Below are 21928 nucleotides of genomic sequence, written 5' to 3'. Positions count from 1 at the left end.
GTAAACAGATCAAAACAATTAACATGCCATTGAAGCTCAACAGCGTTTTTCTGCCTGCTTAACATTCATTAATTCACCAAAGCAACTGCGCTGCAAGTGCATTGCTGTACCAACATGTTTCAAAATATAGACTCAAAACACAGTGAAACACTTGCACTGGATTGGCAGATTTCTTATTGTGTAGATCGATTAATTTTCAACTTACTCAAATTCTTTCATTGATTATGTCCTCACAAGAAAAAGAAACATCCAACAGCCTCTATCGTCAGTGGCAAATTCTTTCGCGGCTCTCTACAGGCAAGTGGATGGGCACCCGTGAACTGCAGGAAATTTTAGTCCGTGAAGGCATTGATATCAGCCTGCGCACCATCCAGCGCGATTTAAACCAGATTTCACAGCGCTTCCCGATAGAAAGCAGCAAAACCTCGCCGCAAGGCTGGCGCTGGCGCTCTGATGCGCCGATTCAAAGCTTGCCGCATATGACCAGCTCACAAGCGGTGACTTTTATGATGGTGGAAGAGCATTTAAAGCACTTGCTGCCGCCAAGCTTAATTGAAGAAATGAACCCTTGGTTTGATTTGGCCCGCCACAGTCTTTCCACGCAGAATAATGTCCGTCAATGGATTAACCGTGTCCGCATTGTTCCAGCAACGCAGCCCTTAATTCCGCCATTGGTTGAAAAAACCGCGCAGCAGGCCATTTATGAAGGCCTGCTTCAAGACAAGCAGCTGGAGTGCATTTATCAAGGGCGCGGCCCATCCAGTGAAGAAAAGACTTATATTTTGAACCCGCTGGCCTTGGTGCAAAAAGGTGCGATTATTTATTTGGTCTGTACCCGCCACGACAAAACCGACATTCAAACTTTTGCGCTGCACCGCTTCAAATCGGCCCATGTGCTGAATTCTCGCGCTATGCACCCGGTTAATTTCGATATTGACGCCTATATTGAATCTGGCGCGCTGGGCTTCAGGGTCGACTTCAATAAGCCGACCGAGAACATTCACCTGAAGCTGCTGATGAATGATCAAGAAGCGTATTATTTTGAAGAAACCCAGCTCAGCAAAGATCAGAGGATTGAAAAACAGGATGACGGGCTAAGCCTGGTTTCGGCAACAGTACCCTACACCTCTCAGCTGGTTTGGTGGCTGCGCAGTTTCGGCAACCGCATTCAGAAAATTGAACCCATTGAAGTGTCCAATGCCGTGCGGCAAATCGAACCCATATAGACTCCCATGCTGAAATCTAAAAAATGAAAGGCGAAGCATTTGGATTTCAGTTGATTGTGCCGGTATGTTTCTGCATAAAAAGCATACTGGCGGGGAAATAAAAACGGAAATAAAAAAGCCCCGACAGCGCGGGACGATAATTTCTTAAAATATTTTTGTCATTGTTTTCTTTGCCTGCTGCATTTTATACAGCCGCACGGCTTGCACCCCGCCCTGCAGCTATATGCTTTGATCAGTCGCTCTCTTCAGTGCATGCATCGGCAAGCCAATTCTGCATTGTTATAGCGAATGGATTTTTTGGTCATTGCGTTGCCCTCTGCTTGTGAATGTCTGGTCAATCTAAGGCATATTGCGCATGCTGTGAAATTACATGTTTTGCTGTGCTTATCTCATATTTTCTTTAGCCATTTTCCGCATTGCATTATCCAGATAGATGCTTTTTCCCAAACGCACCTTCTTGCCGCGCTTCATTTCCTCTGAAAATTGCTGCAATGCAGTAACAAGCTGCTGCTTCTGCTTCATTTTTTTTGATGACGCATTTATAGTCAATGCATCAGCATTCAGGAACATTCAGAATAATGCCAGGACCATCACAATCCATTCGCCATAAATTGCTGAATACTTTTTTTTCACGGCATTCCATTTGGTTCGCCTGCATCTTTATCGCATTGCTCATTACCGCTTTTCACATTGGCTATGAGCCGCGGTATATTTATTACTTTGTTTCAAAAACCCTGCTGAACAGCATTTGGGTCATTACTGCATTGCTGAGCCTTTTGGGCTTATATGATCTATTGCAAAACAAGCATTCCATTTTAAAAAACTACCCCATCATGGGGCATTTCCGCTTTATTTTTGAAGAATTCAGACCGGAAATCCGCCAATATTTTATTGAATCCGATCAAGATGCGCTGCCCTTTTCGCGCATGCAGCGCAGCTTGGTGTATCAGCGCGCCAAGAATGAAAATGCAGATAAGCCTTTCGGCTCCATTATTGATGTCTATCAAGAAGACTACCGCTTCATGACGCACTCAATTACGCCTTGCCCGCCAGCCAATACTGATACATTCCGCATCACCATCGGCAACGCGCAATGCAGCCAGCCTTTCAGTGCATCGATTTTCAATATTTCCGCCATGAGTTTCGGCAGCCTGAGCGCCAACGCGATCCGTGCACTCAGCAAAGGCGCAAAGCTGGGCAATTTTTACCATGATACTGGCGAAGGCAGCATCAGCCCTTATCACCTCGAAAATGGCGGCGATATTGTTTGGGAGCTGGGCAGCGGCTATTTTGGCTGCCGGACACTGGAAGGCCAATTTGACCCTGTGCGTTTTGCCGAGCAGGCGAAACTGCCGCAAGTGAAAATGATTGAAATTAAAATGTCGCAAGGCGCAAAACCCGGTCATGGCGGGATTTTGCCGAAGAATAAAATTTCAGCAGAAATTGCGCAAATCCGTGGTGTCAGCCGTGAACATGACTGCGTTTCTCCATCCAGCCACTCTGCGTTCAAAACGCCAATTGAAATGATGCACTTTATCCAGCAGCTGCGGGAATTATCATTGGGCAAACCGGTCGGCTTTAAACTGTGCATCGGCCAGCCATGGCAATTTATGAGCATTGTCAAAGCTATGCTGGAAACTAAAATTGTGCCTGATTTTATTGTGGTAGATGGCTCGGAAGGCGGTACAGGCGCCGCCCCTGTCGAATTGATTAACAATATGGGCACACCGCTGCGTGAGGGCCTGCTATTTGTGCATAACACCTTGGTCGGCGCAGGGCTGCGGGATCAAATTAAAGTCGGCGCCAGCGGCAAAATCATCAGCGCTTTCGACATTGCCAGCACCATGGCGATTGGCGCGGACTGGGTCAACTCTGCGCGCGGCTTCATGTTTGCCGTGGGCTGCATTCAAGCGCAAAGCTGCCATACCAATCTCTGCCCTGTCGGTGTCGCCACACAGGATAAAGACCGCCAAAAAGCCCTTGATGTGCCGTCTAAAGCCATGCGGGTATTTAACTTCCACAACAACACCATGCATGCTTTGTCGGAATTAATCGCTTCCGCAGGCCTGCAGCATCCTGCTGATATCAAAGCGCATCATTTAGCGCAGCGGATTAATGACCGGGAAATCAAAAACTACGCGCAGCTGCATTTCTGGCTGAAACCGGGCGAACTGCTCAGCTGCGAAGATAAAGATGAAGAAAACTTCTATTTCCGCATGTGGAACCGCGCCTCTTCAGCGCACTTTTAAAGCCGCCTGTTTCTAATGGCGCAATCCAATAAAAAAGCAGCCTCCAGGCTGCTTTTTTATTATTCACGATCGATTCAAAATCTGCTGCGCGCATTGCGCAAGATCATTGTCCGAATGACCGCATCAACGCTAATAATAGCCTTTTCCGCTCTGCGCATGCAGGAATGCAGGGATTAAGCCGGTCAGCGCTGCACGGATGTCTGCACGCTCATTGATCAGCTGATGCGAGCCTTCTTCCAGCATCAGCAGTGTTTGCAGGCGGAATTTACGGCGGATAAATTCAATGTTGTAGCGCCAATCTACAGTTTGATCCTGCGCGCCCTGCGCCAGCCAAACCGGAATTCGGCACGCTGGACGCTGCTCCATTTCCTGCATCCATTTCGACATCGCCAAAATCCAGTCCATGCCCATCATGCGCGGCTGCAGCGGATCTTTTAAACGCACAAAGCGTAGAAACTCAGGATTATGGTTATTGCGCCTGAAATGGCGCGGCACTTCACGCTTAATTCTGCGGATAATACCCAGACCGACAGAATTATGCCACCATGCAGATTTAGCAGGCCGGATCAGCGGCGACAGCAGCAGCACCCGATTGACATAAGGATCTTCACGGCGCTCGGCAAATTCCAGCAAATGATGCAGCCAGATGGCCCCGCCCGTACTCTGTCCAATACCCAGCCATGGCTGCGGCAGCTGCTCAGCATGACGCACATATTGCCACACGGCGTGCAGCACCTGCTGATAATGATCAAAGTTTTGAATGCTGGCGGGTGAACCATTGCTTAATCCATGCCCCGGCAGATCATAAGTCAGTACGCTAAAGCCCTGTTCCAGTATTTCCCGAATAATCGGCTGATAAATGCCGCTATGCTCCAAATAGCCATGCAGCAAAAAAACCGTGCCTTTTATTTTGGCATCCGCAGATTCAAGCTTGGGCTGAAAGACCTGCACATGCAGCTTAAACAGCGGCATTTCGATATAACCTTGCCCATGCTCACAGTTCAAGCTGTCCAAAGCATATAAGCGCCGGTAAGACTGAATTTCCAAGGACGGAACAAAGGGCTGATTCAAATTCAGCGGCTCCAGCAGCAAGGGCGTGGTTTCACGGCTGGGAACAGGAAGATCCAGCTGTTTCAGAATCGTTGGATTTAAAAATGGAATATCCGCCATTACGGCACCTCTCGGCATTCAGTGCCAAACCACATATCGCGCATGGTTGCCAGCATTTCATAATTTGCGCGCCGGCTATGGTCATAATTTTGTTCGCTTGGGCGCCAGCGGGTCAGTTTCGATGGCATTGGCGCTTCCACAGGAATGGTCTCGATACCGTTTAAAGCAAATAAACGGCGGGTCCGCGGCATATGATAACGGTCTGTAATCAAAATCACCGTCGGCGCACCGCCTTTTTTCTGCAGCAACAAAGAGCTGAAGCGGCTGTTTTCGCAGGTGTTCATGCTGCGGTCTTCCAGCAGCTTGGCATCGACCTCATGCTGCTTGAGCCAGCTTTGCATATACGGCGCTTCGACACCGCTCAGAACAATCGGCAGCTGATACTGTTTTTCGACAGCCAGCGTGGTTTCCAAACGCAGGCGCGTGTAATCATTAATCACAATATCTTTGCGGTTTTTATCTAAAGTGAGCCCACCGCCTAAAACCACAATCGCATACGGTTCTGACTGAATCTCTTTTTTCTGCTGATTTTGATCATGAATCAACGCAATGTCTTTAAAAATCTGCTCATCTACAGGTTCAGAAGCCGGCTGTTCAATTTTATGCGTTTTCAAAAACTCAATATATTGCGCCATCAATTCTTTATTTTCAGAACTGTTCAGTTCCAGCAGCTCTTTGACTTTTTGCGCAGCATCTGGCGTTTCCTCGGCACTCACCTCAGAAGCGGACTGCACCAAAAGCGGCACTGCCGGCGCCTCTTTTGCATCTGCTTCTTTTTTTTGATCTTCTTCGATAATCGCCTGCAATGCTTTATAGCGCGCCTGAATCACCGTCAAATTTTGCGAATTTTCGGATTGAATTGCCTCTTCCATCACTTTTAAATACGCTTGGCGCGCAATCCACATATCTGAGCCCGGCTCATAACTGTCCTGATCGCTCAGCGCAGCTAATTTCTGGCTTTTAGCCGCAACTTCATTAACCTCAACCGGCACAAAATAATTCAGCGCTTTGACGATCATCTGTGAATAAAACGGCGTGTAGATAAAAACCATCAGACAGGCCAATAGCGCAAACAGCACTGCGGCTATTTGCACCAATCGAACCATCCAATATGTCTTTTTCTTCATGTTCTGTCCTGACGCCATTTTAATGTGAGCAAATCATGCCTTCTTGGTCAAACTGTACAGGTTCAGGCTCTAAAGCAATATTAAATTTTGCAAAGACGTCCTGCTGCACGGCCTGATACGCCGCCCGCACATGATGCAGCGCCGCATTATCATAATTGACTAAAACCAGCGCCTGCTTATGGAACATGCCGACCATGCCCAGTTTTTTGCCTTTCCAGCCGCTCTGATCAATCAGCCAGCCCGCTGCAATTTTAACTTGATGATCCGGCTGAGGATAATGGGGCAAATTGGGAAACTTTTGCGCAATTTGGTCATACGCGCTTTGGCTGATGACTGGGTTCTTGAAAAAACTGCCCGCATTCGGAAATTCTTTCGGATCCGGCAGCTTGCTTTGACGGATCTGAATGACCTGATTCTGCAGGTTTTCAGCCGTTTGCTCATCTCCCACCGCCGCTTTCAAATCACCATAATTCAGTTTTAAATCAGCTTTTTTCAGCAATTTAAATGACACATGCGTGATGATATAGCGGTTCGGATCATCTTTAAAAATACTATGGCGGTAGCTGAAATGGCAATCTGCAGCATCGATTTGGCTAAAAACCTGCGCATAGCGGTCATAAACTTGCACTGTTTGAATAAATTCGCCGGCTTCTACACCATAAGCGCCAATATTCTGCACGGGCGAAGCGCCAACTAAACCCGGTATCAATGCCAGATTCTGCAGGCCATACATGCCGTGCTGTGTCGTCCACAGCACAAAATCATGCCAAACCTGTCCTGCGCCGACACGGATGATGGTGCTGCTTTCATCTTCAGACAATATTTCAATGCCTTGAATATCCATGTGCAGCACCAGCGCATGAATCTGTTCGGGCAGCAGCATATTGCTGCCGCCCGATAAAATCAGCAGGTTCAAGTTCTGCTGCTTGGCATAATCTACAGCGCTCAGCAATTCATCGTTATTGTGAATTTTGACATAATGCGACGCTACAGCATCTAAGCTTAGGGTATTGAAAGGCTTCAGCTGCACCTGTGTTTGAATATTCATGACTTAATCTTAATTTACCTTAAGTTTTGGCTGCTTTGATTGCGGTTTTTGCGCTTTAAATATCTGCACCCACGCCCGGCTGCTCGATTCACACTGATTCAGCACATGCTCAAATCCATCTTGGCCGCCATAATACGGGTCTGGAACTTCCTGCTGCGGAAAATCCGGATCATGCTGGCTCATGAGAGAAACTGCCGCACGCAGCTGAGACGCTCCAAACTCTTGTTCGGCGCGGCGCATCAGCTGCTGAATGTTGTCGAGATTTTCATAGTCCATGGCCAAGATTAAATCGAATTCAATAAAATCTTGCGTGATCAGCTGCCGTGCGCGCAAAGCAGACAAATCATAGCCGCGTTTTTTTGCATGCAGCTGACTGCGGCTGTCAGGCGCTTTATTGGGATGATAGTTGCTGGTGCCAGCAGAATCAATGATGACATTCAGGTTTGCTTCATCGCAAAAATGTCTGAGTACGATCTCCGCTGTCGGAGAACGGCAAATATTGCCTAAACACACACACAACACCTTATAGGGCGTTTGGGATGACATAACAACCTCAATGCTACTTTCATTTCAAGCATCTTATGTTAAGTTATTTAGCAAATGAATCCTATATCAAGCCCCAAGAATAATGTTCATTTAAGGATAAAAATTAAGGAGAAAAGGATGAGTAATTTTCAGTTCCAAACCGTCAGCAGCATTATTTCCGGACTTGGTTCAATCGCTGAACTGAAAACACTGCTCGATGAGTTTCAGCCTCAGCGCGTACTCTTGGTGACAGACCCCGGCATGATCCAGCATCAGCTGCATTTGCCTATTTTAGAAATATTCGAATCCCGCCGCCAACCTTACGCCATCTACGCCAATGTCCAGGCCGACCCTGCTGAACATATTGTGCTGGACGCGGTACAATTTGCTAAAAATGAACATATTGATTTGGTGCTTGGTTTTGGCGGCGGAAGCTCATTGGATGTTGCAAAAATCATTGCGGTTTTGGGCCATCCTGAACAGAAGCAGCAGATTCAGGATCTCTACGGTGTAGGCAATGCCAAACGCCCGCGTTTGCCGCTTATTTTAGTGCCGACCACAGCAGGCACAGGCTCTGAAGTAACGCCGATTTCCATTGTGACCACAGGCGAAACCACCAAAACCGGCATTGTCTCACCTGTACTGTATGCGGATGCCGCCATTTTAGATGCCAGCTTCACCCAAAACCTTCCCGCGCAGATTACTGCAGCAACCGGCATCGATGCCATGGTGCATGCGATTGAAGCTTATACATCTAAAATTAAGAAAAATGCCTATGCCGACATGCTGGCAAAACAGGCGCTGCGCTTGCTGAATAAAAATCTGCCGCTGGTGCTTAAAGAGCCAAGCAATATGGAGGCGCGGCAGCTGATGCTGGAAGGCTCGATGCTGGCAGGACAGGCTTTTGCCAATGCGCCAGTGGGCGCGGTGCATGCACTGGCTTACCCTTTGGGCGGGCATTTTCATTTGTCTCATGGCCATACCAATGCATTGGTGCTGACAGAAGTCATGAAATTCAACGCGCCGGCGGCCAAACAGCATTATGCAGAGCTAATGAAGTGGATTGACCCTTACAGCACCGGAAGTACAGATGGCTTATGCGATTTATTTATCGACCATATGCAAAATCATTTGGACAGCAGCGGCCTCACTTTAAAATTGAATCAGCTGCACGTGCCGCAAAATACATTGGAACAGCTGGCCGATGACGCAATGCTGCAAACCCGTTTGCTGCAGAATAATCCTCGAGTGATAGAAAAGGCGGACGCCCTGCATATTTACGCTTCTATTTATGAGTAATGTGCAAAGTTAAAGCTGCAATAATGTGATAAAAATTACATTATTTTGATTATTTAGGCTATTTTTTAAACAAATAGCCTGTTTTTTTATTTTCCCATAAAAAACAAATAATTGGATTTTAACCCCCAAATATATAAATCTCTAAGTCATTATTAAATCAAATTAAATGCTTTTATCACCCTCAACAAACTGCACATTTACAATGTTATTTTTCTTTAATGCCTGAATATTTTATGTGAAAAATCTCCTAGACTGATTTCAATGGTTTTCAAAAAAACAAGATGAAAACTAACTTACTTATGGATGTAAGAATAATCAGGGAGCATGCTATGAAAAAAATTTTAACAGCCGTTTTACCATTATCTATGCTATGCGCTATGCCTGCTGCACAGGCTGCAACCAGTGATGGCAAACGTTTTGCTGTTTCTGCGGGTTGGCTGCATGTGATGCCGCAAGGTGAAAAGCAAGGTGTTTATGGCAAAATTACGGATAAATCACCTGTTTTGCAAAATACCCCTGCCGAGTCACCAAATGCCGGTTTTGAAGTACAAGATGCTGATACTGCCGGCTTAATGCTGGATTATTTTGTCAACGATAATGTTTCACTGGAACTCGTACTCGGTGCACCGCCAGAAATGGAATTATCTGGTAAAGGACAAATTATGATTCCACCTATTTTCGGCAATAAACCGATTACCGCTGCAAATTTAGATAAATTCGATAAAATCGCCACCACTGACGCTTATACCCCAACCTTCCTTGCTAAATATCATTTTGGTTCAATTGAAAATAAACTCCGTCCTTACGTTGGCGCAGGGGTGATGTATGCACATTTCAGTGATGTCAAAGCAGACCCTAATTTAAATGCAGAACTGAATACCGATGCAATGTTAAAATTATTAAACCCAGAATTAGGTAAAATTGAAGTTGATGATGCCTTCGCTCCCGTTGTTATTGCAGGCGCCGACTACAATATTAATAAAAATTGGTTTGCCACAGCTTCTGTCAGCTACGCACACCTATCAACTACAGCCAATTTAAATGTGATTGGCAACACCCAAATCGGCAGTTCAGCAAACCGAGATACCATTCTTGAAGGCCGAAGCAAAATTGAAATTAATCCGATCGTGACTTATCTAGGCATTGGTTACCGTTTCTAATACACCCTTTCATCTGTTACTCCTTAACAGCCATTCGGTTTATCTGAATGGCTTTTTTTATTCCGTATTTGCCTATTGAATGGCCTGCCGAAATTCAGTAAAACTGAATGCATGATTATTTAAAGTTCAAACAATGAAACAGCAAGCAAAACAAAGACAGCACTTCAAATTTATTTTTCCCATTCAAACCCGCTGGTCTGACAACGATATGTACGGCCATGTCAATAACGTCATGTATTACAGCTTCTTTGATACCGCTGCCAATGCGCTGCTCATCCAAAAAGCTGGATTTCATTTGCAGGATTCGCCCATCATTGGCTTAGTCGTCAATTCTTCCTGCAATTTCATGCAGGAACTGAGTTATCCTGAAATGATCGAAGTTGGGGTCAGCATTGCAAAAATCGGCAATTCATCACTGAGCTATGATTTAGCTATTTTTAAGCATGGTGAGGAGCAGGCGGCAGCGCAAGGCAGTTTTGTGCACGTTTTTGTTGACCGCCAGACACGAAAAAGCACCCCGATTCCAAACGCAATGCGGGATGCTTTAGGACATTATTTAACTGCAGATGCTGCGCTTATTTAAGCTGAATATTATCCAGTTTGCCATCAAAGGCATTCAGCAAAGACTTCACTACAGGCTCATTATGCAGCAGTTCTGACGCGCGCTGGAACGCCTTGCCTTTACGTTCATGCTGCAAGGCATAAGGTGTCAGCTGTTCCAGTTCTTCATAAACCACATCAAAACGGGTTGACGGCCACTGCGCATGCAGCGCCTGCTCCAGCAAGTGCTGCATTTGCGTCAACAAACGCTCATATTGTTTTGGAATATGAAAGGTTGAAGCCCCATTAATATGACCGCTCATCAAGCCATGCTGCGCAAGCTCTTGCAGCGCAGGCGAAAGCTCACTGCTTCTGAACCAATATTCCCACTTATCTACCGTCCACTCGCCTTCTAAAACTTGCGGCTGCAGTTTTAGGATATCTTGCGGCATCAAATTGGACGGCGCCAATTGTTCCTGTGCCGGCGCAGCGCTTTGTTCAGCAGGCTGTGCTTGTACAAGAGCAGGCAGTACAAGAGCATCCGGCGCAGAAGCTGTTTGCACAGTTTCTGCTGCAGCAAAGTCATTTCCTGCAGCTTGCCCGACAGGCTCTGCCGCATTTTCTTGCTGCGCCGGCTCAGCTGAATCAGTCACTTGCAGCACCATATCATCCAGCGGCGCTATGGCTTCAAATATTGACGGATCTGCATCTGCTTGCTGAACAGCAGGCTGATCCCTCTCCACCGCATCCATGCCAAATAATGCATCATCGCTATTGGCATCAAATACAATTGGGTCTGCAGCAGTTTCAGCTTGAGCGGCAACAGCTGGCTGTTCAGCCTCAGACTGATCATCACCCGGTTCATCCAAAAAATCATCTGAGGATGGCTCATCTGCCGCAGCCGAATGACGCGGTGCATCAAACTCATCTTCATCGGCATAATAGCCGTCATCAATTTCAGCCACGGACGCTGCAGGCATTTCCTGCGAAAGCAATGGCGTTTCGGCGGCTTGCGGCGCTGATGCATGAGATGGCACGGATTCCATCGGCTGCTGTGCCAAAGCTGAAGCCGAATCTGCCGCATTTTGCTGTGCTGGCGCTTGCACAGGAGCTGCAGATTGAATGCTGTTTTGTACTAAACTGGGCTGGGCTGCGTGTTGCTGAACTGAATTCTCTTGTACAGTACTTTCTTGCCCTGCATTTTGCTGCATCTGTTGAGGCTGCCCTGCATTTGGTGCAGAGACTAAACGCTCATTCGGCTGCATCGGGCGGAATGCCAGCAAACGCAGCACGCACATTTCAAAGCCTTGCTCTTGCGTCACGGCAATTTGCAGATCCGCACGGCCCTTGCAGGCAATTTGGTAATACAGCTGCAAATCTTGCGCAGAGACCATTTGGGACAGCTGCATAATCTTGGCATTAATTTCTGAGCTGTATTTCAAGCTTAAATTTGGCAAATATTGCAGCATCGCCAATTCATGCAGGGTCGAAATCAGCTGGTCCAGCACCAAAGACACATCCAGCGCCTGCTGTCTAAATTGCAGCAGCAATTCACTAATACGCGCTTTTTGGTTCTGATGAATGGCTGCAATCAAATCATAAATAATGGTGCGGTCAATCAGGCCCAGCATTTCTTTGACATTTTGGTGATGCACTTCACCCTGACCATAGGCAATGGCCTGATCAGTTAAAGACAAAGCATCACGCAATGAGCCTTGCGCGGATTCCGCAATTTGCCAAATGGCGTCTTGATCAGCCTGAATGCTTTCTTGATTTAAAATATTGCCCAGATGCTCGGTAATTTCATCGACTGCCAATGGGCGCAAAGTGAACTGCAGGCAGCGGGAAATGACTGTAATAGGCAGCTTTTGCGGATCGGTGGTTGCAAACAGGAACTTCACATGTTCTGGCGGTTCTTCCAAGGTCTTGAGCAAGGCATTGAATGAATGCGTAGACAGCATGTGCACTTCATCGATCAAGTAGACTTTAAAGCGGCCTTGCGTAGGCGCATACGGAACGTTATCTAACAGCTCGCGGGTATCTTCAACCTTGGTGCGTGACGCCGCATCAATCTCGATCAAGTCGATAAAACGGCCTTCATTGACCGCTTTACAGGTCGCGCAAACTTCGCACGGCGTAGAGGTTACGCCTGTTTCACAGTTCAAGCACTTCGCCAAAATACGCGCAATGGTGGTTTTGCCGACACCGCGAGTACCCGTAAATAAATAGGCATGGTGCAGACGTCCGCGGTCCAGCGCGCTGGTTAAAGCACGGGATACATGGTTTTGACCAACCAATTCATTGAAATTGCGGGGACGGTATTTTCGCGCAAGTACTTGATACATGTATGCTCCTTTTCACATGCATAAGGATACTGTTTTTTTGGCTAAGAGTGAATGAAAACTCTTAATTTGCAGAGTCTTTGGCTACTATCCTTTCTGACCGGCCTGTTTTCAAATTATTAAAGCCGTTTCAGTACGCTTTTACTGAAAATAATTTTTTAGCCTCATCAGCCAAGCTGTCCCAATTTTCGAGTAACCATCTTTACATATAAAGTTTTAAAGGTGCTACTCCAAAGTTACTTTTCGAATTCTTCTGCTGTCCACCATTTAATATCATGAATTAAAGGTTCTGCTTCTAAAATCTGCTTTAAAGCATCACTCAGCTGTTCCAATTGCTGAGTCAAATCGATATTTGGCTTAAACCATCTTTTAATTATGGCTTTTTTAGGTTCAATTATCAGTAAATAACCATCTTTATATTCTTCATATTTACCGCATCCAATCCAAATATTTGAATCAAAAGGTGCTCCAAAATTTACAATATACCCCCAATCTTCTGCACAAATTCCCGCACTTGGAATTCCCAATTGTTTTAATTTTTCATTTAAGTAAATAGCCAACGATCGGCCCCAAACCGCCCCTTCCCATTCATCTGTATTTTCAGAACAAGGAGGAAATAAGTCTGTTCGGAATTCCACATAAGATTTCAATACACTGCCCTCGATTAAAAACACTTAGATTCGCGTTAAATATGAACAATATTTTAAGTTCTCTCAAGCAGAAAATCATCTTGGGCGACATAAGGCTGCGCTGTTTGATCTTCACGGATTTCCAGCATTTGGCTTTCTATATCGACCCAAATAAGATTGCGGTTTTTTACATTCAGCAATTCTAATTGAGTTTGCTGCGTATCTTTAAAATGCATTCGGCCTTTCAGCACTTCCACTGCATTATGGCCGCTTAAGCTTTCACGGCGCAGTTCATAAGTCTGATCTTGATTTAAAACTAAATCGATCGCCATACCCGGGCAATCTTCACAGCGGGAGGCGCAGCTCATGCATGGTGTCGTTCCGCTGTATGAACCCGCCCACAGCGGTTTTTGCATTTCATGTTCAAGTGCGGCTTTATCTTTGGCTTGTGTCTGATTCGTATCCTGACAGCCCAATAATGCGCCAGTGGCTATGAACGGAATCAGCATCACTTTTTTCATAACATTGCCGGAGTCAAAATTAAGGCGCTAAAATAGCATGAATATGCCGCAAAATTTTGGACGATTGCGCAGGTTCAACACGTGTGTTCAGGATTAGAACCAGCCCTTTTTGCCTTTTAAAATTTTATCCGCGCTGCGCAGCGCCTCTTGCGTCAACGCCCACAAACGATAATCACCTGTCAGTGAACCTGTGGGAAAATTATGCGTATAGGCAAAACTCAGTTGCCGCTCTGGATCGCACCATGCGCCTGAACCATTAAAACCGATATGGCCAAACCCTTTGGATGATTTCCCTAAACTCAAAACACGGTGATAGCCTAAACGCCAATGCATCGGAATAGGCATAATCCGGTCACGCTTGCGGCTTTGCACTTCACTCAATTTGGCAAAAGTCGCGGGATCAATCAGCTGCTGGCCATTCCAAATACCGCGGTTCGCCAGCATAGCGTACACCTTGGCAAGGCTCTGCGCAGTAAAAGCGCCATTGGCTGCAGGAATAATCGCCTGTATGCCTTCATCACTGAAAAAGCTGAATTTCTTCATGCCTTTCGGAATCATGGCATCCTGAAAATCTTGCGGATTCTGCCCGCTCAGTTCAATCAGCTTATCAATGGGCGATGCCTTACGCGATGCCTTTTGCTTCTTCTCAGCGGAAGCGGACTCAACTTTCTCCGGTTTCGGCAAGGGCCGCGCCACACGGTACAGCTGTTCATCCGGCACACCGAAATATGCGCCGTCCAAGTCCAGCGGCTCTATCAAATATTTCTGCATCAAATGCGCCAGGCTCTGTCCCGATGCTTTTTCCAATACACCGCCGACCAGCCAGCCAAAAGTTAAGGGCTGATACGCCAGATCTTCACCAAAACTGAAGCGCGGCTTGGCTTGCGCCATCACCTCGAGCATATGCCGCCAGTCAGCCATTTCAGATGCTTCGGCAATGTTATTGCGCACATCATATAAGCCGCTTTGATGGCTGAGAATATGACGCAACGTCATTTGCGCCTTGCCGTTTTGAGCAAATTCAGGCCAGTAATGAGCAATCGGCAAATCGTATTCCACAATGCCCCGACTCACCAGTATATGCGCCAGCGTCGCCAAAACGCCTTTGCCCGTCGAATAGCAAATGGATAGCGTATCCGGCTGCCACAATTCATTGATGGACTTTTGACCGGTGTAAATATCGACCACTTTATGGCCTTGAAAATACACCGCTAATGCCGCACCGCCATAAGCTGCCCGCTCATCCTGCAGCTTGCTGAACAAATGCGCCAAATCGATAAAGCGCTCATCCACAATGCCTTGATAATGCGCTGTATCTGCTGAAAAGAACTGCTTGATTTGACGGATATCCATGGCCTTCGCCTCTCATATGTCCTGCATACTGTCTATTCTGCATCATAATATAAAAAAAGCCTAAATCATGACTGACTTAGGCTTTGGTCTTTCGATTACAGCGCTTTGACTGAACCTGTGACATGCGGTTTTTGATTCTTGGCGTTCCGGATCAAAAACTCAGTATCTTTGCCTTGCGCTGCCGTTAAAAATTCAACGCTAGATGGCAAATACATCGGCAGCTTAAACCAGACATCCGCCTCATAGGCATCAGGCAAATTCAAGTTCGCCAATGCCTTAGCTTTGCTCCACATACCATGCGCGATCGCCTGCTTAAAGCCAAAAGCTTTTGCCGTGACTGCATGAATATGAATGAGATTAAAGTCGCCCGAAGTCATGGCATAGCGGCGGCCAGTGTTTTCAGAGACATCCCATGTTGATGCCAACTGATACTCAGGCGCTTTGCTTTCTGCTGGTTTTGCACCTGCGCCGCCCGAGGTTTTCTGACGCGCTAAGTAAGTGGTCAAGGCTTCTGCAACGGTTTCAGTGCCGACTTTTACAGTAGTGATAAAGTCAAACTGTACGCCTTTGTCATGCGGCTTCAAATCGCCAAATTTGCAAGACAGCGTCAGCTGTTCATTCACCCCGACTTTACGCAGCTGTTTCACTTGGTTGCGGATATGCACCAAACCTAAAATCGCAAACGGAAATGCTTCGGTTGTCATCATATGCATTTGCAGGCTTTGCGACAGCACTGCTAAATAAATGGCCGGAATGTAGCCATTATTCTTAAAGCCGCATACTTCGTTATAAGCTTTTAAATGCTTAGCATCGACCTGAAATGAATCCACCACATATTCAACCTGCGGCAGAACTTTTTCCCCTTTCGGCTTTTTAAAAATCAAGCCTTGAATCACTTTAGGATAAGCCAAATAAGGTTTCGGCAGCTGGCTAAAATGGCGAGTATTCATATTGAACCTTTGAGAAGTTTTTATTTCAATGTTTTAAAAGCCCCTTCTCTTGCGTCATATATGGCTCAGAGAGAAGGCTGGGATGAGGGTAGCCCCATGTCCCTTATAGTAAATTTTTACCTCTCCCTAACCCTCTCCTTAAAGGAGAGGGGGTTTTAAGAGGGATTCATTAAGCCCCTAACAAGCTTTGGCCGCAAACACGCACCACATTGCCATTCAAGCCTGTCGATGCAGTAGAAGCAAACATAGCAATGGTTTCTGCAACGTCTGCTGGCAGACCGCCTTGGCTCATTGAGTTCATACGGCGGCCCGCTTCACGGATTGCAAATGGAATGGCTGCTGTCATTTGCGTTTCAATGAAACCTGGTGCAACCGCATTGATGGTTACGCCATTTTTCAATAAAGGCGCAGTAAACTTCACCACGCCAATGACACCTGCTTTAGAGGCGGCATAGTTGGTTTGACCCAAGTTGCCTGCAATACCTGAAATAGACGATACGCAAACAATACGGCCATTGGCATTGAAACCGTCATGATTCAGCAAGTAATCGTTTACACGCTCAATGGCAGACAGGTTGATGTTGATCACCAAATCCCAAAGTTCCGGCTTCATATTCGCCAAAGTTTTGTCACGGGTAATGCCGGCATTGTGCACAATAATGTCCAAACCGCCCTGTGCTGCCGCTGCATCTTTAATTTTTTGACCTGCATCTGCGGCTGTAATATCAATAGCTAGTGTTGAACCGCCAATTTCACCTGCGACACGGTCAAGGTCAGCTTGCTGTTGCGGCACATCCAAACAAATGACATGCGCGCCATCACGTGACAATACATGCGCAATCGCTTCACCAATACCGCGGCTCGCGCCAGTAACCACTGCTGTTTTTCCTGCAAGCGGTTTCGCCCAATCCACATCAGCCGTATCTGCTTTAGATACGCGGATCACTTGGCCTGATACATAAGCAGAACGCGGAGAAATTGCAAAACGAAGTGCAGATTCAAGGTTCGCTTCTGCACCGGCATCCACATAAATTAAATTCGCCGCGATGCCTTTTTTGAATTCTTTGCCGACCGATTTTACAAAACCTTCCAGCGCGCGCTGGGCAATCGCCTGTTTTACCGTTGGCGCAGTTTCAGGTGTTGTACCGACAACCACTACACGGCCAGAAGCTTGAATTTGACGCGCAATTGGATTGAAGAACGCATACAGCTCATGCAGCTGCTCAGAATTTTCGATGCCGGATGCATCAAAAACTACCACTTTAAACTTAGATTCTTTGTCGCCTTCATTAAAAGCGCCCAGATTTAAACCTGCTGTTGCCGCCGCTTGCTGCAGTTCAGCATTGTTTCCTGCATAACCGTTTGCATGGATATTCGCCAAAACTTGCGCAATAGACGCAGACAATGGGCTGTTTGATGCAGCGCCGACCAGCACTGCGCCTTTAACCACCGGAGCAGCAGACTCAAAACGCTCGAGGAAAGTCGGTGCAGGCAAACCTAAATTCTTGATGACAAATTTACCAATTGGAGATTTTGCGAATGCTTGGTATTGGTCAGTCATGTTTATATCTCTCGAATAAATTAATTTTTTGATGGCTTTGAAGATATCCTTTAAACTTCAATATGATGTCATTAACTTATATTTCAATAGTTCCATCAGTCTGTTCAGAATAATACTTGAGTTAAAGTCCTGATGACTTGACCTGAAAGCATTCTGCAATGTCATTCCAGTCAATTCAGGCCTTCCTTGAATATGTTAATGTACAGCTCAGGAATACTTTTACATGCTTGGAAAAGCCTTATGAGCAAAACAACTCAAGAAAATCCGGCAGTCGAAAATTCTGCTGAAGCCGCTGTGTCAAAACCATCAAAAACTGCAGCGCCCCGCACGGCAAAAAAAACAGCGCCAGCGGCAAAACCAGCAGCTGCTGCAGCTAAACCTGCCCGTACACGCGCCGCGTCTGCACGCAGCAGCAAAAGCGCAGCTTCGACGCCTGCAGCTTCAACCAATACAGCTTTAAAACAAACAACTCAAACTTCTGTTCAACAGGATAAAACCATGAGCCAAAACACTGTCCGCCGCGTTGCTATTATTGGCGGTAACCGCATTCCATTCGCCCGCTCTAACGGCGCTTATTTTACTGCATCAAATACCGACATGTTTACTGCGGCATTAAATGGTTTGATCGAACGCTTTAACCTGCAAGGCCAGCGTTTGGGCGAAGTCGTTGCTGGCGCTGTATTAAAGCATAGCCGTGACTTTAACATGACTCGTGAGTGTGTACTAAACACTGAACTTGCTCCTGAAACACCTGCTTACGATCTTCAGCAAGCTTGCGGTACTGGCTTGCAAGCAGCATTCCTTGTTGCAAACAAAATTGCATTGGGTCAAATTGAAGTCGGTGTTGCCGGCGGTGTAGACACAACCTCTGATGCGCCGATCGCTTTCGGTGACGGCTTGCGCAAAGCATTGCTTGAGCTGAACATTGCCAAAACCGGTAAAGACCGCTTAAAAGCGCTGACTAAAATCAATATCAAAGATTTGATGGATGCGCCTAAAAATGGCGAACCGCGCACAGGCCTTTCTATGGGCGACCATCAAGCCATTACTGCGCTTGAGTGGGGCATTCCGCGTGAAGCGCAAGACGAGCTTGCAGCGGCTTCACATCAAAAAATGGCGAAAGCATATGAAGAAGGTTTCTTTGATGACTTGATCACGCCATTTTTAGGTTTAGAGCGCGATAACAACCTGCGTGCAGATTCAACTGTAGAAAAACTGGCAAAACTTAAACCAGCTTTCGGTAAAGGCGATGCGCGCACCATGACTGCAGGCAACTCTACCCCGCTGACAGACGGCGCTTCTTGTGTTCTTCTAGCCTCTGAAGAATGGGCAAAAGCCAATGGCCACGAAGTTTTGGCTTATTTAACATTCCAAGAAACAGCTGCGGTTGACTTCGTTGAGAAAAAAGAAGGCTTGCTGATGGCGCCTGCTTATGCAGTGCCGCGCATGCTTGAACGTGCGGGCATTACGCTTCAAGACTTCGACTACTATGAAATTCATGAAGCATTTGCATCTCAAGTATTGTCTACACTGAAAGCTTGGGAAGATCCAAAATTCTGTAAAGACCGCTTAGGCTTAGAAGCGCCGCTTGGTTCAATTGACCGCAGCAAATTAAACATTAAAGGTTCTTCACTTGCAGCGGGTCACCCATTTGCAGCAACTGGCGGCCGCATTATCGCAACTGCAGCCAAACTCCTGAACCAAAAAGGCTCTGGCCGTGTATTGGTTTCAATCTGTGCTGCCGGCGGTCAAGGTGTAACTGCAATTATTGAAAAATAATTCACCGCTATTAAATAAAAAACCGCTCATTTGAGCGGTTTTTTATTGTGCATATTGAAAGCGCTATTCAACCGTACTGCAATTTTCTGTCAAGCTTAATACTGACGTTCTTAGTTTTTCCGTATAAATCTTTCTGTCGTTTGAATAATGTAAACGCCTATGGCAATTAGGACAGACAGCAGCTGCGTTCTCAATATCATCAGCACCGCCCTTAGATAAAGGCAAAATATGATGCACTTCTAAAAAAGGAAGTTTCTTGTCTGTATTAAATGGTGCAGGCTCACCACAGGCTTCACACTTACCTTTGGCCTATCCAACACCCAAGCAATCACTTTAGGATCCCGAACATACCGGCTTACAGGGACTGTTACTACCTTAGGTATGCCATTTTTTTGAGGCTTTGCAGCAACATTATTTCCTCGAATATGGTTTACACGATCATTTAAAATTTCAAAATCATCTACTGGCGAAACTGCATCCTTTCGATCAGTCCCCCAAACATCACTAATGATATCAATTAATCTATTTGTAACATTGCCGCCTACATTTTTTAGCGGCTGATAACCAGGCAATATCGGCTTTCCCAACAGCCTCATCACAGCAGAAATATTACTCATTCTCATTTCATAAGAACTTGAGGAACGGTCCTTAAGTTGATTTTCAAGAATACGATTTCGATAATCAGTCTTATTTAGCTCCTTTCCTTCTTGAAAAAGCTTAAACATTTCATAATACGCCATTACACAAGCTTTTAATTCCTCATCCAACCATGGCTTGGTTGCAGACTTATTCCCCATATAAACATCTCTATTTATCAAATTAATTAGATTGGAATTGACTCTAATTATTTTATAGAAATTTATATATTGCTATGTTTTTCACATTCTATTTATTTATTCTATTCAAGATATTCTTCATGTTTTCATTTATTCTAAATACAAAAATTCCAGCCTCAAAATTTTGAATAAAAAAACCGCTCATTTGAGCGGTTTTTTTATCTTTTCATATGTAATTTAGAAGCGGTAACCAACACCTAAATAAGTGATTAGAGGATCAATATCAATTTTAGTGCTGGAATTAATTAATTGTTCACCTGTAGTTTCGTTCACCACATTGATCGTCGTTTTGTTATTGAGCTTCGCATAAGAAACTGACGCGACAGTGAACCAGCTTGGATTGAAATCATAGGTGAAGCCCAGTGTGACAATTGGTGCTATCGCATCATCGGCATCCACATCGACCCGCATCGTTCCGGAAGATAATTTGCCATCCAATGCCGCACCCGCATTATCATCTTTAATATTTTGAATCATATGCCCTGCAGCGATCAGATCCGACTCAATTCCTCCATTCAATTTAATATCATTAAAATAGGCATACATAATGCCTGCGCCAACATATGGTCTAAATTTATTGACACCTGACTTGCCGAATTGATACTGCGCTTGAAATGCTGGCGTCCACGCCCGCGCGGAAGCGGCTTTACCATAAGATGAAAGATCCGTAATCGGAACATCGTAATCTAAAGGCAATCCGTCAGGAAATAAACCACTTATTCCTCCACCTGGCTCTGCAAAACCTGACAATGGAGCTGTAATCATTCCCTTGCCCTTAATCTACCTTCGGTGGAATACCGCCAATCACTTGCAAAGAGACATTATCATTAATATGGTAGTTAAATGTTAAGCCTAAGGTATCGACATCTTCTGCCTCCAGCCCAGTACCGCCAGCAGACCAGCTTTCCAACCCATTGATCGTTGCAACCCCTGCAACTTCTGCTTTAATATTACCGTCCTTATCCTTAATCATCCCGCCCATAGGGCCGTTAACAAGATCAGTTAAAGTGTCCTTAAGGTTCACGGTATTCCCGCCTTCCTCATATAATGCATCTGGATCAATAGCATTCAGAAAACCTTCTGGACTAATTGCACCAACTTCAGCTCGAGTTCCATTTGCAACGGCAGTATTAATATTAAATGGATTTGCCTTTCCTTGCGGCATCACATGCATCCAGCCGGCAGATACAGAAAAGCGTTTAAAATTGCCATCCGCCACCGCTATTTGTGTAACTCCCAGTAAAACCACAGGCAACGCCATCTTTACCAACGTCATAAGCTAACTCCTTGTCAGTTATATTTTTTTTGTTGAGCAATAAAACAGTCTTTGCTTTATTAATTAAAAGTTATGTAATAAGTGTTGTTTTTTATAGTTGCTTTATGTGTTCTATATTTTAAATATTTGTTAAAAACCGCACTTTCTGACAGCAAAAAAGGCCTGCATTTATCAATGCAGGCCGACTTGTTATTTCCATCTGAAATTTAACAATATTGCAGATAATATTCATACAGATTCAGACACCGGTATTTTTTATTCTGCAATCAGATAAAGATGCTGCAGTTTTTAAAAACGCACACTGTATTGCAGTAAAAATAATGAATATTTATGAATA

Annotated in this window: 19 protein-coding genes and 1 pseudogene; 6 read left to right on the top strand and 14 right to left on the bottom strand. The window is 45.5% G+C overall.

Annotation, left to right across the window (positions count from 1 at the left end; genetic code table 11):
- The first annotated feature begins 224 nt into the window (after nucleotides 1-224).
- Nucleotides 225-1226, top strand: coding sequence for a helix-turn-helix transcriptional regulator (locus tag ACE3T3_RS03630; RefSeq protein ID WP_374664152.1), 1002 nt, complete (start codon nucleotides 225-227; stop codon nucleotides 1224-1226).
- Nucleotides 1227-1610: 384 nt separating this feature from the next.
- Here ACE3T3_RS03630 and ACE3T3_RS03625 read toward each other — a convergent pair whose 3' ends face one another.
- Complete coding sequence (locus tag ACE3T3_RS03625; protein WP_374664150.1) at nucleotides 1611-1796, bottom strand: hypothetical protein; 186 nt, start codon at nucleotides 1794-1796, stop codon at nucleotides 1611-1613.
- 8 nt (nucleotides 1797-1804) lie between these two features.
- Here ACE3T3_RS03625 and ACE3T3_RS03620 point away from each other — a divergent pair, with 8 nt between their 5' ends.
- Nucleotides 1805-3475: an FMN-binding glutamate synthase family protein gene (locus tag ACE3T3_RS03620; protein WP_374664149.1), complete on the top strand. Its 1671-nt coding sequence runs from the start codon at nucleotides 1805-1807 to the stop codon at nucleotides 3473-3475.
- 129 nt (nucleotides 3476-3604) lie between these two features.
- Here ACE3T3_RS03620 and ACE3T3_RS03615 read toward each other — a convergent pair whose 3' ends face one another.
- The 4 genes from ACE3T3_RS03615 to ACE3T3_RS03600 are packed head-to-tail and all read right to left on the bottom strand — an operon-like array spanning nucleotide 3605 to nucleotide 7366.
- Nucleotides 3605-4645: an alpha/beta hydrolase gene (locus ACE3T3_RS03615; RefSeq protein WP_374664147.1), complete on the bottom strand. Its 1041-nt coding sequence runs from the start codon at nucleotides 4643-4645 to the stop codon at nucleotides 3605-3607.
- Nucleotides 4645-5772 (bottom strand): YdcF family protein, encoded by a 1128-nt coding sequence (locus ACE3T3_RS03610; RefSeq protein WP_374664145.1) that lies wholly within the window; start codon nucleotides 5770-5772, stop codon nucleotides 4645-4647. Before ACE3T3_RS03610 ends, ACE3T3_RS03615 begins: the two co-directional genes overlap by 1 nt.
- 19 nt (nucleotides 5773-5791) lie before the next feature.
- Nucleotides 5792-6820 carry a UDP-N-acetylmuramate dehydrogenase gene (gene murB, locus ACE3T3_RS03605; RefSeq protein WP_374664143.1) on the bottom strand — a complete coding sequence of 343 codons (1029 nt, stop codon included), beginning with the start codon at nucleotides 6818-6820 and terminating at the stop codon, nucleotides 5792-5794.
- 9 nt (nucleotides 6821-6829) lie between these two features.
- Nucleotides 6830-7366: a low molecular weight protein-tyrosine-phosphatase gene (locus ACE3T3_RS03600; protein ID WP_374664141.1), complete on the bottom strand. Its 537-nt coding sequence runs from the start codon at nucleotides 7364-7366 to the stop codon at nucleotides 6830-6832.
- A 117-nt stretch (nucleotides 7367-7483) separates the two neighbouring features.
- On the opposite strand from ACE3T3_RS03600, the gene ACE3T3_RS03595 reads away from it, so the two are divergent.
- The 3 genes from ACE3T3_RS03595 to ACE3T3_RS03585 all read left to right on the top strand — a co-directional run bounded on the left by ACE3T3_RS03595 (nucleotide 7484) and on the right by ACE3T3_RS03585 (nucleotide 10387).
- Complete coding sequence (locus tag ACE3T3_RS03595; protein WP_374664139.1) at nucleotides 7484-8644, top strand: iron-containing alcohol dehydrogenase; 1161 nt, start codon at nucleotides 7484-7486, stop codon at nucleotides 8642-8644.
- A 329-nt stretch (nucleotides 8645-8973) separates the two neighbouring features.
- Nucleotides 8974-9804 carry an OmpW family protein gene (locus ACE3T3_RS03590; RefSeq protein WP_374664297.1) on the top strand — a complete coding sequence of 277 codons (831 nt, stop codon included), beginning with the start codon at nucleotides 8974-8976 and terminating at the stop codon, nucleotides 9802-9804.
- Between the two features lie 133 nt (nucleotides 9805-9937).
- Nucleotides 9938-10387: an acyl-CoA thioesterase gene (locus ACE3T3_RS03585; protein WP_374664137.1), complete on the top strand. Its 450-nt coding sequence runs from the start codon at nucleotides 9938-9940 to the stop codon at nucleotides 10385-10387.
- On the opposite strand, the gene dnaX is transcribed toward ACE3T3_RS03585, so the two are convergent.
- The 6 genes from dnaX to ACE3T3_RS03555 all read right to left on the bottom strand — a co-directional run bounded on the left by dnaX (nucleotide 10380) and on the right by ACE3T3_RS03555 (nucleotide 17700).
- Nucleotides 10380-12689 (bottom strand): DNA polymerase III subunit gamma/tau, encoded by a 2310-nt coding sequence (dnaX, locus tag ACE3T3_RS03580; protein ID WP_374664135.1) that lies wholly within the window; start codon nucleotides 12687-12689, stop codon nucleotides 10380-10382. The genes ACE3T3_RS03585 and dnaX overlap by 8 nt on opposite strands.
- A 233-nt stretch (nucleotides 12690-12922) precedes the next feature.
- The gene (locus ACE3T3_RS03575) at nucleotides 12923-13336 is read right to left on the bottom strand and encodes a hypothetical protein (RefSeq protein WP_374664133.1); all 414 of its coding nucleotides are present in this window, start codon (nucleotides 13334-13336) and stop codon (nucleotides 12923-12925) included.
- Between the two features lie 53 nt (nucleotides 13337-13389).
- Entirely contained in the window at nucleotides 13390-13836 is a 447-nt protein-coding gene (locus ACE3T3_RS03570; RefSeq protein WP_374664131.1) for a copper resistance protein NlpE N-terminal domain-containing protein, read from the bottom strand.
- Nucleotides 13837-13929: 93 nt separating this feature from the next.
- Nucleotides 13930-15189, bottom strand: a complete 1260-nt coding sequence (locus tag ACE3T3_RS03565) for a serine hydrolase domain-containing protein (RefSeq protein WP_374664129.1) — start codon at nucleotides 15187-15189, stop codon at nucleotides 13930-13932.
- A gap of 95 nt (nucleotides 15190-15284) precedes the next feature.
- Nucleotides 15285-16139 (bottom strand): MaoC family dehydratase, encoded by an 855-nt coding sequence (locus tag ACE3T3_RS03560; protein ID WP_374664127.1) that lies wholly within the window; start codon nucleotides 16137-16139, stop codon nucleotides 15285-15287.
- 169 nt (nucleotides 16140-16308) lie between these two features.
- The gene (locus ACE3T3_RS03555) at nucleotides 16309-17700 is read right to left on the bottom strand and encodes a 3-oxoacyl-ACP reductase (protein ID WP_374664125.1); all 1392 of its coding nucleotides are present in this window, start codon (nucleotides 17698-17700) and stop codon (nucleotides 16309-16311) included.
- Between the two features lie 240 nt (nucleotides 17701-17940).
- On the opposite strand from ACE3T3_RS03555, the gene ACE3T3_RS03550 reads away from it, so the two are divergent.
- Nucleotides 17941-19479: an acetyl-CoA C-acetyltransferase gene (locus ACE3T3_RS03550; RefSeq protein ID WP_374664124.1), complete on the top strand. Its 1539-nt coding sequence runs from the start codon at nucleotides 17941-17943 to the stop codon at nucleotides 19477-19479.
- Between the two features lie 63 nt (nucleotides 19480-19542).
- Here the strand turns inward: ACE3T3_RS03550 and ACE3T3_RS03545 are convergent, their stop codons facing one another.
- From ACE3T3_RS03545 to ACE3T3_RS03535, 3 genes and pseudogenes are all read right to left on the bottom strand, one after another.
- Nucleotides 19543-19716, bottom strand: coding sequence for an HNH endonuclease (locus tag ACE3T3_RS03545; RefSeq protein WP_374664122.1), 174 nt, complete (start codon nucleotides 19714-19716; stop codon nucleotides 19543-19545).
- A gap of 2 nt (nucleotides 19717-19718) precedes the next feature.
- Nucleotides 19719-20276 carry a hypothetical protein gene (locus tag ACE3T3_RS03540; protein ID WP_374664120.1) on the bottom strand — a complete coding sequence of 186 codons (558 nt, stop codon included), beginning with the start codon at nucleotides 20274-20276 and terminating at the stop codon, nucleotides 19719-19721.
- Between the two features lie 216 nt (nucleotides 20277-20492).
- Nucleotides 20493-21576: pseudogene (locus ACE3T3_RS03535) on the bottom strand (OmpW family protein).
- Nucleotides 21577-21928 lie beyond the last annotated feature (352 nt).

It is taken from the genome of Acinetobacter sp. (assembly GCF_041919735.1).
Taxonomy (GTDB): domain Bacteria; phylum Pseudomonadota; class Gammaproteobacteria; order Pseudomonadales; family Moraxellaceae; genus Acinetobacter.
Note: the sequence above shows the minus strand (reverse complement) of the source record. Positions and strands in the feature narration are given on the sequence as shown.

Excerpts from the sequence above, each read along its gene's own strand:
- ACE3T3_RS03630 (WP_374664152.1), top strand. The coding sequence starts at position 225 with ATGTCCTCACAAGAAAAAGAAACATCCAACAGCCTCTATCGTCAGTGG.
- ACE3T3_RS03625 (WP_374664150.1), bottom strand. The coding sequence starts at position 1,796 with ATGTTCCTGAATGCTGATGCATTGACTATAAATGCGTCATCAAAAAAA.
- ACE3T3_RS03620 (WP_374664149.1), top strand. The coding sequence starts at position 1,805 with ATGCCAGGACCATCACAATCCATTCGCCATAAATTGCTGAATACTTTT.
- ACE3T3_RS03615 (WP_374664147.1), bottom strand. The coding sequence starts at position 4,645 with ATGGCGGATATTCCATTTTTAAATCCAACGATTCTGAAACAGCTGGAT.
- ACE3T3_RS03610 (WP_374664145.1), bottom strand. The coding sequence starts at position 5,772 with ATGAAGAAAAAGACATATTGGATGGTTCGATTGGTGCAAATAGCCGCA.
- murB (WP_374664143.1), bottom strand. The coding sequence starts at position 6,820 with ATGAATATTCAAACACAGGTGCAGCTGAAGCCTTTCAATACCCTAAGC.
- ACE3T3_RS03600 (WP_374664141.1), bottom strand. The coding sequence starts at position 7,366 with ATGTCATCCCAAACGCCCTATAAGGTGTTGTGTGTGTGTTTAGGCAAT.
- ACE3T3_RS03595 (WP_374664139.1), top strand. The coding sequence starts at position 7,484 with ATGAGTAATTTTCAGTTCCAAACCGTCAGCAGCATTATTTCCGGACTT.
- ACE3T3_RS03590 (WP_374664297.1), top strand. The coding sequence starts at position 8,974 with ATGAAAAAAATTTTAACAGCCGTTTTACCATTATCTATGCTATGCGCT.
- ACE3T3_RS03585 (WP_374664137.1), top strand. The coding sequence starts at position 9,938 with ATGAAACAGCAAGCAAAACAAAGACAGCACTTCAAATTTATTTTTCCC.
- dnaX (WP_374664135.1), bottom strand. The coding sequence starts at position 12,689 with ATGTATCAAGTACTTGCGCGAAAATACCGTCCCCGCAATTTCAATGAA.
- ACE3T3_RS03570 (WP_374664131.1), bottom strand. The coding sequence starts at position 13,836 with ATGAAAAAAGTGATGCTGATTCCGTTCATAGCCACTGGCGCATTATTG.
- ACE3T3_RS03565 (WP_374664129.1), bottom strand. The coding sequence starts at position 15,189 with ATGGATATCCGTCAAATCAAGCAGTTCTTTTCAGCAGATACAGCGCAT.
- ACE3T3_RS03560 (WP_374664127.1), bottom strand. The coding sequence starts at position 16,139 with ATGAATACTCGCCATTTTAGCCAGCTGCCGAAACCTTATTTGGCTTAT.
- ACE3T3_RS03555 (WP_374664125.1), bottom strand. The coding sequence starts at position 17,700 with ATGACTGACCAATACCAAGCATTCGCAAAATCTCCAATTGGTAAATTT.
- ACE3T3_RS03550 (WP_374664124.1), top strand. The coding sequence starts at position 17,941 with ATGAGCAAAACAACTCAAGAAAATCCGGCAGTCGAAAATTCTGCTGAA.
- ACE3T3_RS03540 (WP_374664120.1), bottom strand. The coding sequence starts at position 20,276 with ATGGGGAATAAGTCTGCAACCAAGCCATGGTTGGATGAGGAATTAAAA.